Source organism: Idiomarina sp. 017G, assembly GCF_004362265.1.
Lineage (GTDB): Bacteria > Pseudomonadota > Gammaproteobacteria > Enterobacterales > Alteromonadaceae > Idiomarina > Idiomarina loihiensis.
Genome location: NZ_SNWT01000003.1, coordinates 55,776 through 69,795 on the forward strand (window position 1 = coordinate 55,776; position 14,020 = coordinate 69,795).

The 14,020-nt window shown below is 49.4% G+C and carries 14 protein-coding genes; 8 read left to right on the plus strand and 6 right to left on the minus strand.

The features are described from left to right. Window positions 1–480 precede the first annotated feature (480 nt). From DEU30_RS06320 to cysE, 3 genes are read left to right on the plus strand one after another with little or no spacing between them, the layout of a single operon-like run. The gene (locus DEU30_RS06320; protein WP_034819346.1) at window positions 481–894 is read left to right on the plus strand and encodes a GTPase-activating protein; all 414 of its coding nucleotides are present in this window, start codon (window positions 481–483) and stop codon (window positions 892–894) included. Further along, complete coding sequence (locus DEU30_RS06325) at window positions 894–1,352, plus strand: DUF2489 domain-containing protein (protein ID WP_110012865.1); 459 nt, start codon at window positions 894–896, stop codon at window positions 1,350–1,352. Before DEU30_RS06320 ends, DEU30_RS06325 begins: the two co-directional genes overlap by 1 nt. 9 nt (window positions 1,353–1,361) lie before the next feature. Then, entirely contained in the window at window positions 1,362–2,189 is an 828-nt protein-coding gene (cysE, locus tag DEU30_RS06330; RefSeq protein ID WP_110012866.1) for a serine O-acetyltransferase, read from the plus strand. Here cysE and DEU30_RS06335 read toward each other — a convergent pair. From DEU30_RS06335 to DEU30_RS06345, 3 genes are all read right to left on the minus strand, one after another. Next, window positions 2,186–3,757 (minus strand): PAS domain-containing methyl-accepting chemotaxis protein, encoded by a 1,572-nt coding sequence (locus DEU30_RS06335; RefSeq protein ID WP_110012867.1) that lies wholly within the window; start codon window positions 3,755–3,757, stop codon window positions 2,186–2,188. The two genes, cysE and DEU30_RS06335, sit on opposite strands and share 4 nt — an antisense overlap. A 168-nt stretch (window positions 3,758–3,925) precedes the next feature. After that, window positions 3,926–4,132, minus strand: a complete 207-nt coding sequence (locus DEU30_RS06340; protein WP_011233297.1) for a cold-shock protein — start codon at window positions 4,130–4,132, stop codon at window positions 3,926–3,928. A 183-nt stretch (window positions 4,133–4,315) separates the two neighbouring features. Then, window positions 4,316–4,861, minus strand: coding sequence for a hydrolase (locus DEU30_RS06345; RefSeq protein WP_034819335.1), 546 nt, complete (start codon window positions 4,859–4,861; stop codon window positions 4,316–4,318). A 199-nt stretch (window positions 4,862–5,060) separates the two neighbouring features. Here DEU30_RS06345 and purE point away from each other — a divergent pair, with 199 nt between their 5' ends. Both purE and DEU30_RS06355 read left to right on the plus strand, forming a co-directional pair. Continuing rightward, window positions 5,061–5,552: a 5-(carboxyamino)imidazole ribonucleotide mutase gene (gene purE / locus DEU30_RS06350; protein WP_011233299.1), complete on the plus strand. Its 492-nt coding sequence runs from the start codon at window positions 5,061–5,063 to the stop codon at window positions 5,550–5,552. Then, a complete protein-coding gene (locus tag DEU30_RS06355) occupies window positions 5,549–6,637 on the plus strand; it encodes an ATP-grasp domain-containing protein (RefSeq protein ID WP_110012868.1) in 1,089 nt (362 codons plus the stop codon). Before purE ends, DEU30_RS06355 begins: the two co-directional genes overlap by 4 nt. A gap of 36 nt (window positions 6,638–6,673) precedes the next feature. Here DEU30_RS06355 and DEU30_RS06360 read toward each other — a convergent pair whose 3' ends face one another. The 3 genes from DEU30_RS06360 to DEU30_RS06370 are packed head-to-tail and all read right to left on the minus strand — an operon-like array spanning window position 6,674 to window position 10,181. Next, entirely contained in the window at window positions 6,674–7,324 is a 651-nt protein-coding gene (locus tag DEU30_RS06360) for a dienelactone hydrolase family protein (RefSeq protein ID WP_110012869.1), read from the minus strand. Then, window positions 7,324–8,145 carry a prephenate dehydratase domain-containing protein gene (locus DEU30_RS06365; RefSeq protein ID WP_110012870.1) on the minus strand — a complete coding sequence of 274 codons (822 nt, stop codon included), beginning with the start codon at window positions 8,143–8,145 and terminating at the stop codon, window positions 7,324–7,326. The genes DEU30_RS06360 and DEU30_RS06365 overlap by 1 nt, the downstream gene beginning before the upstream one ends. Next, window positions 8,142–10,181 (minus strand): S9 family peptidase, encoded by a 2,040-nt coding sequence (locus DEU30_RS06370; protein ID WP_114981815.1) that lies wholly within the window; start codon window positions 10,179–10,181, stop codon window positions 8,142–8,144. Before DEU30_RS06370 ends, DEU30_RS06365 begins: the two co-directional genes overlap by 4 nt. A 139-nt stretch (window positions 10,182–10,320) precedes the next feature. Between DEU30_RS06370 and alr the strand changes: the two genes are divergently transcribed. The 3 genes from alr (at window position 10,321) to cydB (ending at window position 13,938) form a co-directional block, all read left to right on the plus strand. Further along, complete coding sequence (alr, locus tag DEU30_RS06375; protein ID WP_114981814.1) at window positions 10,321–11,412, plus strand: alanine racemase; 1,092 nt, start codon at window positions 10,321–10,323, stop codon at window positions 11,410–11,412. Between the two features lie 132 nt (window positions 11,413–11,544). Next, on the plus strand, window positions 11,545–12,933 hold the full coding sequence (locus DEU30_RS06380; protein WP_114981813.1) for a cytochrome ubiquinol oxidase subunit I: 1,389 nt from the start codon (window positions 11,545–11,547) through the stop codon (window positions 12,931–12,933). A 3-nt stretch (window positions 12,934–12,936) separates the two neighbouring features. Beyond that, window positions 12,937–13,938, plus strand: a complete 1,002-nt coding sequence (gene cydB / locus DEU30_RS06385; protein WP_110012874.1) for a cytochrome d ubiquinol oxidase subunit II — start codon at window positions 12,937–12,939, stop codon at window positions 13,936–13,938. Window positions 13,939–14,020 lie beyond the last annotated feature (82 nt).

Genomic DNA, 14,020 nt, shown 5'->3' on the forward strand with positions numbered 1-14,020 from the left:
TCATTGAATTAATATTTGGTTCAAGTAGTCTTAACAACGCTCGGGGAGCTTCCAGACAGAAAAAAATAAAAAAAAGATGTTAAAAGCCCTTGAGAAAATAATAAAAAGACTGTAAAAATACAGCTGACTCGACACAAAAAAATAACAAGAGGTCGAGAGGTTATCGAAAAGTCAGATGTTATCTTATTTCTCGATAATCCAGGGAGTAAAGCCAACAGGCTCGCGGTTGCTCCACTTAATAATAACAATAATAAAAAGCAAACAGGTTACGGAAAACCGCAATAAAAACTCGGAAACAGTGACAACCATTCTCATAGTTGCAGTGCGCTGCCAATGTTATGAGAGAATCAGGCGATGTGAAAGCATCGCCTTTTTTCTTGCCTAAAAATCATCTCAGACTTGTAATTCGTTGCTCCCCACTGACGTAATCCACGTTATTGCGTTACAATAGACCACATTAGTTGTTATTCAGGAGCGACCATGACTCGCCAGAAAAAGACACGTAAGGCCGGACCATTGGCACAGCCTAAAACTCCGAGAGACGCACGCGCAACAGATGCGGCATCCAAGGGTAAGAAAAAAGGAAAGGGACAAGCGCCTGGTCAGCGACATTCATCGGCTAAAGTTCTGCAACAAAGCAAAACAAAAGGAGATGAGAAAGATCCCCGCCATGGAAGTCGTCGTAAAATAGCTTTGGTGATGACACCTGAGCAGGAGCTGAAGCAGTTGCAGGAAGATACCAAACTGCAGCTACTGGCTGAACGCTTTGAAAACGATGAGTCTCTGACAGCAGAAGAGCAAAGCTACCTGGACGAGAAATCTGAGCGTTACGAGCAGCTGATTGCCAAACTGGGTTATGAACTCGATGAAGAATGGGACGACGAGGAGAGCTAATGTCCAGCGGATTCTATTGGATTATCGCCATTGTAGGCGTATTGATTATTGTAGCTCTGGGCTGGTACGCTTCGACTTTACTGTTGCGCCTGCGTACTCAGACTCAAGTTCGCGAAGCAGCGGTGCAAAAGCGCGTTGACCGTATTGATGAAAGCATTATTACCATAGCTAAAGCAATGCAGCAGGAGCAATGTCCGCTGTCTGAAGGATGCCTGAGAATCGTGGTATTGCTTGATCATCGACCCGAAGCGGTCGATTACGATTACTCTAATGACTACCCTGCAATGCACGGTATGTATGAGAAAATTAAACATATGCCAACGCATGAATCGCGTAAGAAGTTTCCTAAGAAGAAAGTGAAGGAAATGGACGACGAGCGAGAAGGCTATGAGAAGTCCATGCGCGATATTATTCTTGCTGACGTTGATAAGCTATTAAAGCAATTTCCGGCGGCCTGAGGAGGCGGCATGGCGTTTTTTAAAGGTGTAAAAGAAGATATAGCCAGCGTTTTTGCAAGAGACCCGGCTGCGCGCAATACCATGGAAGTGTTATTTCACTATCCCGGGCTTCATGCTACCTGGTTTCATCGCGTAAGCCATAAGCTTTGGGGCTGGAAACTGTACTGGCTTGCCCGTTTTGTCTCTAATATTTCACGCTGGCTTACCGGTATTGAGATCCATCCCGGGGCTAAAATTGGCCGTCGATTCTTTATCGATCATGGTATGGGTGTGGTTATTGGTGAAACTGCGGAAATTGGTGACGATGTTACTCTTTACCATGGTGTCACTCTTGGTGGTACAAGCTGGCATAAAGGTAAGCGACACCCGACATTAAAGGACGGTGTGGTTATTGGTGCCGGCGCTAAAGTACTGGGTCCCATTACGGTTGGAAAGTCTGCCCGCATTGGTTCTAACGCTGTTGTTGTCCGCGACGTACCTGAGTTAACAACGGTTGTAGGCATTCCGGCTCGTGTGGCTCAGTCTGGTGTTGATAAAGAAACGACTGAGCGACGCAAGAAAATGGCTCAGGAATATGGTTTCGACGCTTACGCTATCTCGGCAGATAATCCTGACCCGGTGGCAACCGCAATAGGTCGAATGTTGGATCATGTGCAGGTATTGGATAACAAGGTTTCTGACCTATGCCAGGCGGTTAATAAGCTCGGTGGCGATGTCTGCGGCGAGATCCCCGAAGTTGATATGGACGACGTCGAGTTTCTGGAAGAAAGCGAGCGCGCCGCTAAACGGCGCGCCCACAAAGATGATGCTTCTGCATCAGATGAGCAAAACCATTAATTTTTTAAGTTAAAGCGCTCAATCAATGAATACAGCTCTTTGCTGGTATTTTGCAGTTCGTTGCTTGAGTGCTGAGTTTGCTCTGCCGTTTTCTGAGTCTCGCGAGCGGTATCAGCAATTTGAGTAATCTGTTCACTGATATGGTCGGCAACGCCACTTTGTTCTTCGACAGCCGATGCCATTTGCGCTGACATATCAGAAATTTCCTGAATAGCCACTGATATTTCACCCAACGCACTGTCTGCCAGGCGAACTTTCTCAACCCCTTCAGATGCTGCCTGCTCGCCTTGTTTCGATACTTCTACAGCATTACGGGCACGATCGCGCAGTTGCTGAATAACTTTATGAATACCCTCGGTAGATTGAGTGGTTCTTGAGGCCAGCGAGCGGACCTCGTCCGCGACCACGGAAAAGCCACGGCCATGTTCACCGGCACGAGCTGCTTCAATTGCGGCATTCAATGCTAATAAATTGGTCTGGTCCGCAATAGAAGAGATTAAATCGGCGGCTTCGCCGATAGCTCCGGTAGACTGATCAAGCTCTTCGACCGTTTTGGCGATTTCTTTTACTGCGTCATGCAGTCTGATAATAACTTCACTGGCTTCTCTTGCCAGCCCGACGCTTTCGTCAATGTTGGCCTTGGCTGATTCGGCCTGCTCCGCATTACGCTCTATTGTGTCGGCCACTTCCTGAATGGCGGTCGCCATCTGGTTCATTGCGGTTGCAGTTTGCTGAGTAGAGGCTGTTTGTTTATCAACATACTGACTGCTCAGCTGCGCCTGATTGTATGTATCTTCGGTGACTTTCAGAAGACCGCCGACCGCGTCTTTCATGCGACTTAAAGCGGTTCGGTTACGTGCGCCTTCGCTAATGAGCTGCATAGCAAGCCTGGCTTCCCGACCCTGCTTGTTGAAATAAGTCATGCCGACTAACTCAGAGTCGAAAGCATCAGTGCGCAAAGTTAATAGCCCTTGCAGCATACGACCAACGTAGGCGCCATAAGCAAGAGTTGATATTGCGGTACCTGCTAAAGTGATAAGTGCCGCTGCGGGTTCACCTAGCGCGGCTATAATGGCACTGGCTACCACACCGGGAACTATTACAGGTATTAAATCTTTACAGCCCAGCCATACACGTTTGCCGAATGGAATAGCATGTTTTCCGGCATTCAGCCTGTCATAAACGCCTTGTGCGCGCTGTTTTAATTCATCAGAGGTGGCAACCCGCACCGATTCGAAACCCACCGGCTTATCGTTCTCCATTATTGGCGTGACATAAGCACTGACCCAATAATGGTCGCCATTTTTACAGCGGTTTTTAACTAAGCCCATCCAGGGTTTGCCGCGTTTAATGGTTTTCCACATATGTTCGAAAACGCTGCCCGGCATATCGGGGTGACGTAAAAGGTTGTGCGGTGAACCAATTAATTCATCACGGGTATAACCACTAATATTAACGAAGTCGTCGTTACAATGTCTGATGACCCCTTTTAGGTCGGTTGACGATATCAACCGATAGTGGTCGGGAAAGCGACTTTCCTTTCCTGTTACCGGACCGTTATTTTTCATAAGCGCCTTTAAGTTGTTTGATTAACATCAATATTAGTAAGGTTATCGTGATTTTCTAGAAAAAGTTTAGCGAAGCAGGGATTTAGGCATAAAAAAACGCCGCTAGAAGCGACGTTTTTGAAATTCTTTGTGTAAACGTTCGGTACCCGAAAGGGCAACGAAGGTTCCTTACATAGGAACTACGTTTTCAGCTTGTGGACCTTTAGGGCCTTGAGCTACGGTGAAAGAAACCTGCTGGCCTTCTGCCAGAGTTTTAAAACCGTCAGACTGAATAGCGCTGAAATGTACGAAAACGTCTGCGCCGTTTTCTTGTTCGATGAAACCGAAGCCTTTAGCTTCGTTAAAGAATTTTACTTTACCAGTAGTAGTAGACATGCTGATATTCCTCGTAGTGCATGTTGAAATCAATGTATTGCTCAAAAAACTTAGGTATTACTTGGACTTACAAAACGAGGTACAGCAAAAAGGACTTCGTAAAAAATCTCAAATCAATAGCCGAAATTTTCTCAGCGGTTTCGAGTATACGCTTAATATAACCCGAGTCAACAATACCTTGCGTTATTTTAACCAGTTACGGCTGATATGGCGGAAAGTATCGGTTCCTGACTTTTCTAACCATTCAAAAGCGGCCATTTCGGAAGTAATAATTTCAACGCCGGCGTTTCGCATTCGCTCAATGGCACTGTCTTTATCTGTGGGCCGGCGCGAGCCTACTGTGTCAGCGGGTAAGAAGACCTGATAACCCGAAGCCTGAAGCTCTATTGCGGTTTGTAAAACGCAGACGTGGGTTTCCATGCCCATAATAACCACATGCTTTTTATTGTATTCAGAAAGTACGTCGCGAAAGGTGTCGTCACGCAGCGCACTAAAGTGCGTTTTTTCAACCACTCGTGCCGCTTCAATAATATCTTGCAGGCTATCAACGGTGTAGCCTAAACCTTTCGGATACTGTTCGGTAATAAGAATAGGCAAATCCAGTTGCATGGCAATTTCGCCTAGCCAGCGCATACGAGAAGTAACCACATCGCGTTGGTGGATGGCTGGCAGCAACTTCTCCTGAGCATCAACAATCAGTAGTAAAGAGTCTTTCGCAGAAAGTAGCATGATGTATTCCTGTTGGTACTAAGTGATAACAGATACTAACTCTAGCTGATTAACACTACCATCAGCAAAAAGTCTAAACTGAGTTAATAAATTTGGTTAATAATTATGCGTGAAATTTGCAGTTAAGGCGGTCAATGGCTACAATCCCCGCCTTTCCAAATGCAGATGCACATCCAAACAGTAAACAAAAGGTGACACCATGGCTCCGGTATTGATTCTAATGGGTTCCCAGTCCGATTGGCCGGTAATGCAAAAAGCGGCAGAAATGCTCGAGTCTCTGGGCATTAAATGGCAGGCGAAAGTGGTCTCTGCACACCGCACGCCGGATTTACTTAAATCCACCATGGAACAAGCGGAACAAGATGGTGTGCCTGTGGTTATCGCCGGTGCCGGTGGTGCTGCTCATTTACCGGGTATGCTGGCGGCTTACACTGCTATTCCAGTGTTTGGTGTGCCGGTTCCGAGCAAGCAGTTGAAAGGTTTGGATAGCTTACTTTCTATTGTGCAAATGCCTAAGGGTGTCGCTGTAGGTACTCTGGCTATTGGCGATGCTGGAGCTGCAAACGCAGGTTTACTGGCGGCACAGGTTATTGGTAGCTTTGACAGCGATGTGCGTAAACGCGTGCACGAATTCCGCACAGCGCAAAAAGAAAAAGTGATGGCTAACTCAGACCTGGAATTACCAAAATGAAAATCCTGATCCTTGGTAACGGCCAGTTAGGGCAAATGCTGGGTAAAGCGGTTATTCAGCAGGGCCATGAATGTGTTTTATACAGCGACCGGCAAGATCAGGTTATGGCATTGGGTAGCCAGCAGCCGCTATCGATGACATTAGCGAAAGCTAATGAATGGGCTGATGTGACAACCTGGGAGCATGAGCATTTAGGAGAAGAGCTGGTGGCTAAAGCTGCCGACAAGTTTCTGTTGCAACCTGAACGCTTTAATCAGTTGGTTGACCGTCGCTCTCAAAAAGCTCTGTGCGATGAGCTGGACATACCGACATCGGCCTGGAAGGCATACGAAAACGCAGCTGAGTTAAGCGCTATTTTAAACGGCTGCGACCATGCGGTTGTCATTAAATCGGCAAAAGGCGGTTACGATGGCAAAGGCCAGTGGCGCTGGCGTCCGGGTGACGACATTGCAGCCGTTGCGGAAGACGCCGGACAGCGACCGGGTATTGTTGAAGATATGATCGATTTTACCGACGAGGTATCGGTGGTCGGTGCGCGTTCACATAAAGGTGAACAGCGTTGTTTCCCGCTGACGTTGAATGTACATACCCAGGGTATTTTGTCCTATAGCCTGGCGGGTGCAGAGCACTTTTCTAAAGAGCTTGAGGCGTTAGCCAAAGAGCACCACCAGAAACTGACGAATGCGCTGGATTACGTCGGTGTATTGGCTATTGAGTTCTTCGTTGTCGGTGAAGGTGACAACCAACACTTGCTGGTGAACGAAGTGGCGCCGCGGGTTCATAATTCCGGTCACTGGACCATGAGTGGTGCTAACTGCGATCAGTTTAATTTGCATATACGTGCTATTACCGGCTTGCCATTGCCGGACTTGCTGATTGCGCCAACGCTAATGGTTAATGTAATTGGTGTTGCCGGAATCCCTGAAGCCTTGTGGGAAGCCGCCGCTGCCGACTGTCACTGGTACGGTAAAGAGGCACGTCCTGGCCGTAAGGTGGGTCATGTGAATATTATGATCGACTCGTTTGAACGGGGCGAGAATCTGGCCAGCAGCTGGGCGGAAAAGCTGCAACTGCTGGCTGGCTAAACTTTTTAAAGCTGTAACGATTCTTTGAGTGAGCGGCTAGAACCGCTCATTCAGCCATTTCTGCATATCCTGAACCTGCTCCATACACAATGAATGTGGCATTGGGTAGGTCTGATACGTCACTGTAAAACCTTTCTCTTTTAATGCCGCGCAGGCTTTTTGTCCCAGAACTTCCGGCACGACGGGGTCCTGTGTGCCGTGCTGAACCAAAATAGGCAGTTGCGCGTTGGCTTCATTTACCTCAATGTCACCCGCGGTGGCAAAATAAGTGGAATGCGCCATTAAACCAGCCAGTGGTTTAGGGTAAGTTAAAGCCGCTTCATAGCCGACCGCACCACCTTGTGAAAACCCGGCAATAATAATGCGCTTACTGTCGATGCCCTGAGCAACTTGTTCGTCGATCATGGCGTGCACTTTGGCTGCTGACTCACGCAGCTGCTGGCTGTCAATTTGGCGGTCAATGCTCATGTCGGTAATGTCATACCAGGCTGGCATGACCATGCCCTGGTTTATGGTGACCGGCATTTGCGGAGCATGCGGAAATAAAAAGCGAATCTGCGCATTAGCGATTTTTATATGCTCTGTCATGGGTACAAAGTCGTTACCCGACGCACCTAAACCGTGAAGCCAAATTATGACTGCATCGGCGTTACCCGCCGGCTCATGTTTAATAACTTCCAGAGACATTACTGATTCCCTATAGCTGCGGCCGGGTACGAACCCAGCCAGTGAATGTTGTTCATTTTAGCCAGTTCTTGCAAAGCGGCTGCTACACCTGGCTCGCTGAGGTGCCCGTCAAAATCGATAAAGAAATGATAGTCACCAAACTGACTGCCCGCCGGTCTTGAAACAATGGAGGTTAAGTTAATTTGCTGTTTCGCAAAAACTTGTAAGCTGTCGACCAATAAACCCGGATGATCGTTGTCGTCAATGAGCAGTAAACTGCTTTTCCAATGCGTACTTTTATCAAATTCCGGCGTTTCAGATGTTGCGGATAATACCACGAAGCGCGTTTCGTTACGTGGGTTGTCAGCAATGTTGCTGTTCAGAATCTGTAATGAAGCGGGGCAGTTTACGTGCTTGGGAACCACCGCCGCAGATGGCTTTTCAGTGGCCAGCAACGCATCCAGCGACAATGCATTACTTGCGGTGTGTATAACCGGAAGCCCCAATCCATTCAGATACTGATTGCATTGACCGGCGGCTACGAACTGTGCCCATATTTGCTGCGGTTCAGCACTGTTGGCCAGGCACTGAAAACCAACCGGAATGCGAATTTCCGCCTGAATATGTAACGGACGCTGAACCAGGTAGTCCACAACAGGAGAGACAAAGCCCTCGGTTAAATTTTCAATAGGCACAACCGCAGCGTCGCAGTCATTACCAATAGCGTCCAGACAACTTACCAGACTGTCCAGTAACTGAATTTGGTGCTGTTTTTCGGGTTGATAAAGCCCTGCCGCAACCTCTGAAAAGGTGCCGGCAGGGCCCAGTGTCGCTATTCTCATTTCTTATACTGCTCAAACCACGCCAGAGCGTGTTCAATTTTGGCTATCATATTAGAAGGGCGAGCCGTAACACCGTGAAAAGCACCGGGCACGCGCACCATTGTGGTATCGACTTTTTGCAGCTTCAACGCCTGGTAGAACTGTTCTGTTTCCGATATTGGCGTACGGCGGTCCTTCTCTCCTGTAAACAGCAGTACAGGTGTTTCAACGTCACCCACCATAGACAGCGGTGAACGTTGCCAGTAATGCTCTAGTTCTTCCCATGGCATACCCGGGAACTGGTTAGTAATTTGACCAATTGAGCTGTCAGCCGTCAGTACTTTACTGACCCAGTTAATCACCGGGTTAGTGGCTGCCGCGGCATTAAAACGGTTAGTCAGGCCGACAGCATAGGCTGTAGCAATTCCACCGGCTGAACCACCAGCAATAAATAGGTTGTTGGAGTCAGCAATGCCTTTATCAATGAGTAAATCAATGCCGCTCATGTGGTCGGCAAAGTCATAAGGTGATGAGTAGTTACCGTCCAGCAGCATGGCAAAATCTTTACCGTAAGAGGTACTGCCGCGATGGTTTACATAAAGCACCACATAGCCTTCCGCTGCGTAGCGCTGGTGCTCTGCTGCAAAGTGCGGACCGTAAGACAGATGAGGGCCACCATGCACTTCTAACAGCAGAGGATACTCTTTGCTTTCATCGTAATTTGGCGGCGTAATATACCAGCCATGAATTTCCTGACCGTCGTAGCGTGATTCATAGCGAATTTCGTGAACTTCCCCCAGCTTACGGTGACCAAGCAGGTCTTCATTTAGCTGAGTAAACTGAACCGACTCACCACCCTGAGGCTGATAACCGACATCCGCCGGACGGTATTCGGAGCCTTTGGTGTAGGCAATTGCACCGGTCTGAGAGGCAGTGAATGAGCCCATGGTATAAGGACGGCTAACGTAAACACCGGAAACATCATCCACCCGATTCGTCAGCTCATTGCTCAAGGTGACATCAGCAACTACGGTTTTGCCCTGATCGGCGTAAGAAACCGCAAGTGAATCATTGCCTGTCCATTGTGGTGAGCTGAAAGAACGGTCGAAGTCAGCCTGTAACTCTGTTTCCGACCTCTCACTCCAGTCCATTATCCATAATTGTGACTTATGGTAAGGCACCGGCTCGTTAGAGCTGTGTAAGTAAGCTAAATGTTCGCCGTCTGGTGAGAACTGTGGTGATGACTCGCGGCCGGGTTTGTTAGTTACCTGAGTCACTTCTTTTGAACTCAGGCTTACGCTGTAAAGGTCACTTTCATTCACCTGATAGGCCCAGTCTTCAGAGCGGTTGCCAGAAAAAATCAAATGCTTATCGTCGGCTGCCCAGGTAAGTGGGCCGCCATGTCGGTAAGGGCCGTCGGTTAACTGGCGCGCGCTACCGCCGTCTGCAGGTACGACAAAAATTTGTGTGTGCGCAGGCTCTAAAACGCCGGTGCCGTCGCGTTGATAATAGGCTTCCTGAACAATAATGGGAGAGTCAGACCACTTAGCGCCTTTAGGTTTTGTTGGCTTTTTCACACTTTTAGCAAAAGGCGTAGGCTCGGCTTTAACCGACATAGTAAAAGCCAGTTGGGTGTCGTCGTTAGACCAGCTAATACTGCCGGGGCTTTCGCTTACGTGAGTGACTTTGGCGGTGCGTTGCTCTTTAATCCAGTGCACATGAATTTGGTTCTTTTCAGAACGGTTAGAGGCAAAGGCAAGGCGAGTACCGTCATTCGACCAGGCGAGGCTGCCGTAGTTAAACTGATCGTCAAAAATCGGTAAATGTTGACCGGTTTCGGTATCAATTAGCCATAATGAGCGCCGGGTATTGTCTTTCATGTCGTCAAAACTGTTGCGGATATACGCAATGTATTTGCCGTCGGGTGAAATACTGACCTGATTAGCGTATTCAAGCTGGAAAATATCGTCCGCCTGGAATGTTTCTTGTGATAAGGCTGGAACGGAAGTGAAAAGTAGCGCTAAGCTACCGGCAATGACTGAGTGCTTTAACCACATTGTTATTCTCCTTTTGGGTTATGGCTTTACGTTACTCAAGCTTGCGGAGCGATGCAAAGAGTTCCGTTCAAGTTGTTGGAAAATACGGTAAACTGAAGGCCTTTTCCAAAGGCTGGACGAAAATTAAAAAGGAAACCCCATGCATTACCGGCAAACTCGCGCTGAGATTTCTTCCTCCGCTATACAGCACAACGCTAAGTGGGTACGTCGTAAAATGGCGGGTGGAAAACTTCTGGGTGTAGTGAAAGCTGACGGTTACGGACACGGTGTAGCTCCTGCAGTTAAAGCCTTGTCTGAGCTGGTTGATGGCATGGCTGCGGGCTTTATGGAAGAAGCGTTAGCGGTTCGGGAAACCGGTTACAAAGGGCCTTTGGTAATACTGGAGGGCTGCTTCTCAGCGAATGAACTGAACCTATGTTGTGAACATCAGTTGAGCCCGGTGGTGCATTGCGAACAGCAACTTGAGAGTATTGAGCAAGCGCAGTTGACTAGCCCTTTGTGGGTCTGGTTAAAAGTGGACACCGGTATGCACCGGCTAGGCTGGTCTGAAGAGCAGGCACCGCAAGCATTAAAACGCCTGCGTGCCAGCAAGAATGTTGCCGGTGTAACCTTAATGTCGCACTTAGCCAACGCCGACGCAGAGCATCGTTTAAACGCCCATCAAAAACAACAATTCTGCCAGTTGTCGGAAACCCTTAAAGACTATCAGGCACGGAGCTTTCACAACTCAGCCGGACTTTTAAACCCGGATACTCAGTGGTCACTTCAGGACAATGACTGGGCCAGAGCCGGTTTACTGCTTTATGGTGTGAATCCTTCTACGGTGACTGAAGTGCAGGCAGAACTGAAGCCTGCAATGCGCTTAGTTGCTCCGGTTATTGCATTGCACCAGCTGGAAAAAGGCGAGTCGGTAGGTTACGGCAGCGGCTGGAGTGCCAATAAACCCAGTGTCATAGCGACAGTCGCTATGGGCTACGCTGACGGTTACCCAAGGCAGGCGAAAAATGGTACACCGGCAATGGTTCGTGGAAAGCGTGTGGGTTTGGCCGGACGAGTCTCTATGGACATGCTGACGATTGATGTCACCGGTATTGAAAACCTGCAGTTAGGTGATGACGTCGAGCTTTGGGGAGCTAATATTGACGTGCGAGAAGTAGCCGCCTGTGCTGATACTATTTCCTGGCACTTGCTGACCGGCGTTAGCGGCCGGGTTCCCAGAGTACTTGTATAGGGTTTTCGTTCATTAGCCATACAAAAAGTATGGCATTTATTAGTATTTATCCTACAAGTTTTACATCGGCACCCCTGATCTTTGTCAACAAAAGCGTATACTTGAGACAAACCTTAATTAAGGGTGCTTGCTATGTTCGAAAGTTTTGACGCACTGTTTTTAGCGCGCTTCCAGTTCGCGTTTACCATCGCGTTTCACATTATTTTTCCTGCCTTTACTATCGGGGTTGCCAGTTACCTGGCGGTTCTCGAGGGCCTGTACCTCAACACCCGCAACCCGGTGTACCAGCAATTGTTCCGTTACTGGGTGAAGATCTTCGCTGTAGCCTTTGGTATGGGCGTGGTCTCCGGTATTGTTATGAGCTACCAGTTCGGCACTAACTGGTCGGTATTTTCCGATAAAGCCGGTCCGGTTATTGGCCCGCTAATGGGTTACGAAGTTCTCACTGCGTTCTTCCTTGAAGCAGGTTTCCTTGGCGTCATGCTGTTTGGCATGAATAAGGTGGGCGAGAAACTGCACTTTTTCGCTACCCTGATGGTGGCGGTGGGCACGGCTATTTCAGCCTTCTGGATTTTATCGGTAAACAGCTGGATGCAGACGCCCGCCGGTTACGCCATGAATGACGTAGGGCAGTTCGTGGTCACCGACTGGTTTGAGGTGGTGTTTAACCCGTCCTTCCCTTATCGGCTGGCGCACATGCTGCTGGCAGCCTACCTGACAGTAGCCTTTGTGGTCGGTGCGGTGGGTGCCTGGCATTTGCTGAAAGACAAAACCAACGCGGCAGCCCGTAAAATGTTCTCCATGGCCATGTGGATGGCGCTCATTGTGGCTCCGCTGCAGGTTCTTGTCGGAGACTTTCACGGACTGAATACGCAGGAGCACCAGCCGGCGAAAGTCGCGGCAATGGAAGGGCACTTCCATACCGAAGCCCGGGCACCGCTGTATTTATTCGGGGTGCCGAACCAGGAAACTGCGGAAGTGGACTACGCTCTGAAAGTTCCGGGTCTTGCCAGCATCATTCTTAAGCATGACATCGACGCGGAAGTGACCGGCCTTGATCAGTATCCACGGGAAGACTGGCCGCCGGTGGTTACCGTATTCTGGGCTTTCCGGATAATGGTCGGCGTGGGCATGCTGATGGTACTTGCTGGACTCTGGTCGGGCTTCCAACGCCTGCGCGGCAAACTGTATGACAACAAAACCTTGCTGCGTTTCAGTTTATTTATGGGACCTATGGGCTTTGTGGCGGTCATTGCCGGCTGGATAGTCACCGAAGTGGGGCGTCAGCCTTGGGTGGTCTACGGCCTGCTGCGCACCGCCGATGCGGCATCGCCCATCGACAAAGCCGGTGTGGCGGGCAGCCTGATAGCCTTTATTGTGGTGTACTTCCTCGTTTTTGGTGCGGGTACCTTCTACATTCTGCGCAAAATGGCGGGGAACCCTGAACAGGTAGCCATTCCCGATTACGCGAAGCATAAGCCCACTATGGCCGCTGAGCGCATCTACGATGAGGAGGTGTAAGCTATGGATTACGCACTGATTTGGGCAATATTAATTTCGGTCGCCGTATTTGCTTACGTCGCACTCGATGGCTTTGACCTGGGGATAGCGCTGCTGTTCCCCTGGTTCAAAAAAGAAGAAGACCGTGACGTGATGATGAACACCGTGGCGCCGGTCTGGGACGGCAACGAAACCTGGCTGGTGCTGGGCGGTGGTGGTTTGCTGGCGGTGTTCCCGCTGGCTTACTCGGTGCTGATGCCGGCGCTTTATATGCCGGTTATTGCCATGTTGCTGGGGCTTATTTTCCGTGGCGTGGCCTTTGAGTACCGCTTTAAAACCAAACGTGCCAAAGGCATCTGGGACTTATCCTTTATTACCGGCTCGCTGATAGCGGCAATGAGTCAGGGCATTATGCTGGGCGCTATGCTGCAGGGCATTCAGGTAACAGACCGGGCTTATTCCGGAGGTTGGTTCGACTGGCTGACGCCATTTACTATTTTCTGCGGCGTGGCGGTGGTTATCGGTTACATGATGCTGGGTGCGACCTGGCTGGTGATGAAAACCAGCGGCGACCTGCAGCGTCAAAGCTACCGTGCCGGCTGGTACACCACAATATTGCTGGTGGCCTGCATAGCCTTTGTGAGCCTTTACTTACCTTATGTCGATATGTTTATTGCCGAGCGCTGGTTCACTTACCCGGCCTCCGTTGGTCTGTGGGCTTTGCCGGTACTGCTGGCGGTGATGACCATTGGTTTGCTGCGTTCGCTGCATAGAAAACAGGAAGGACGTCCCTATCTTTGGGGGTTGGGCATGTTTCTATTGGCTTACGCTGGCTTTGCGGTCAGCATATTCCCGTATCTTGTACCCCGCAGCATTACCCTGTGGGAAGCCGCTGCACCGGACAACAGCCTGAAGTTCTTACTCGTGGGTGCCGTGTTCCTGTTGCCGATAATTTTCGCTTACACCGGTTATACCTACTGGGTGTTCCGCGGCAAGGTTGACCCTGACAGCGGATACCACGACTGATGAAACCTGTACTTAAGAAGTGGTTGTGGTTTGTTGGCTTATGGTGTCTGGGTGTTCTGGCCGTCACTTTAGTTGGCGGCCT

Bases quoted from the DNA above. Each gene is read 5' to 3' on its own strand.
- DEU30_RS06335 (WP_110012867.1), bottom strand. From the start codon at position 3,757: ATGAAAAATAACGGTCCGGTAACAGGAAAGGAAAGTCGCTTTCCCGAC.
- DEU30_RS06325 (WP_110012865.1), top strand. From the start codon at position 894: ATGTCCAGCGGATTCTATTGGATTATCGCCATTGTAGGCGTATTGATT.
- alr (WP_114981814.1), top strand. From the start codon at position 10,321: ATGCATTACCGGCAAACTCGCGCTGAGATTTCTTCCTCCGCTATACAG.
- DEU30_RS06380 (WP_114981813.1), top strand. From the start codon at position 11,545: ATGTTCGAAAGTTTTGACGCACTGTTTTTAGCGCGCTTCCAGTTCGCG.
- DEU30_RS06355 (WP_110012868.1), top strand. From the start codon at position 5,549: ATGAAAATCCTGATCCTTGGTAACGGCCAGTTAGGGCAAATGCTGGGT.
- DEU30_RS06360 (WP_110012869.1), bottom strand. From the start codon at position 7,324: ATGTCTCTGGAAGTTATTAAACATGAGCCGGCGGGTAACGCCGATGCA.
- purE (WP_011233299.1), top strand. From the start codon at position 5,061: ATGGCTCCGGTATTGATTCTAATGGGTTCCCAGTCCGATTGGCCGGTA.
- DEU30_RS06370 (WP_114981815.1), bottom strand. From the start codon at position 10,181: ATGTGGTTAAAGCACTCAGTCATTGCCGGTAGCTTAGCGCTACTTTTC.
- DEU30_RS06320 (WP_034819346.1), top strand. From the start codon at position 481: ATGACTCGCCAGAAAAAGACACGTAAGGCCGGACCATTGGCACAGCCT.
- cydB (WP_110012874.1), top strand. From the start codon at position 12,937: ATGGATTACGCACTGATTTGGGCAATATTAATTTCGGTCGCCGTATTT.
- DEU30_RS06345 (WP_034819335.1), bottom strand. From the start codon at position 4,861: ATGCTACTTTCTGCGAAAGACTCTTTACTACTGATTGTTGATGCTCAG.
- DEU30_RS06340 (WP_011233297.1), bottom strand. From the start codon at position 4,132: ATGTCTACTACTACTGGTAAAGTAAAATTCTTTAACGAAGCTAAAGGC.
- cysE (WP_110012866.1), top strand. From the start codon at position 1,362: ATGGCGTTTTTTAAAGGTGTAAAAGAAGATATAGCCAGCGTTTTTGCA.
- DEU30_RS06365 (WP_110012870.1), bottom strand. From the start codon at position 8,145: ATGAGAATAGCGACACTGGGCCCTGCCGGCACCTTTTCAGAGGTTGCG.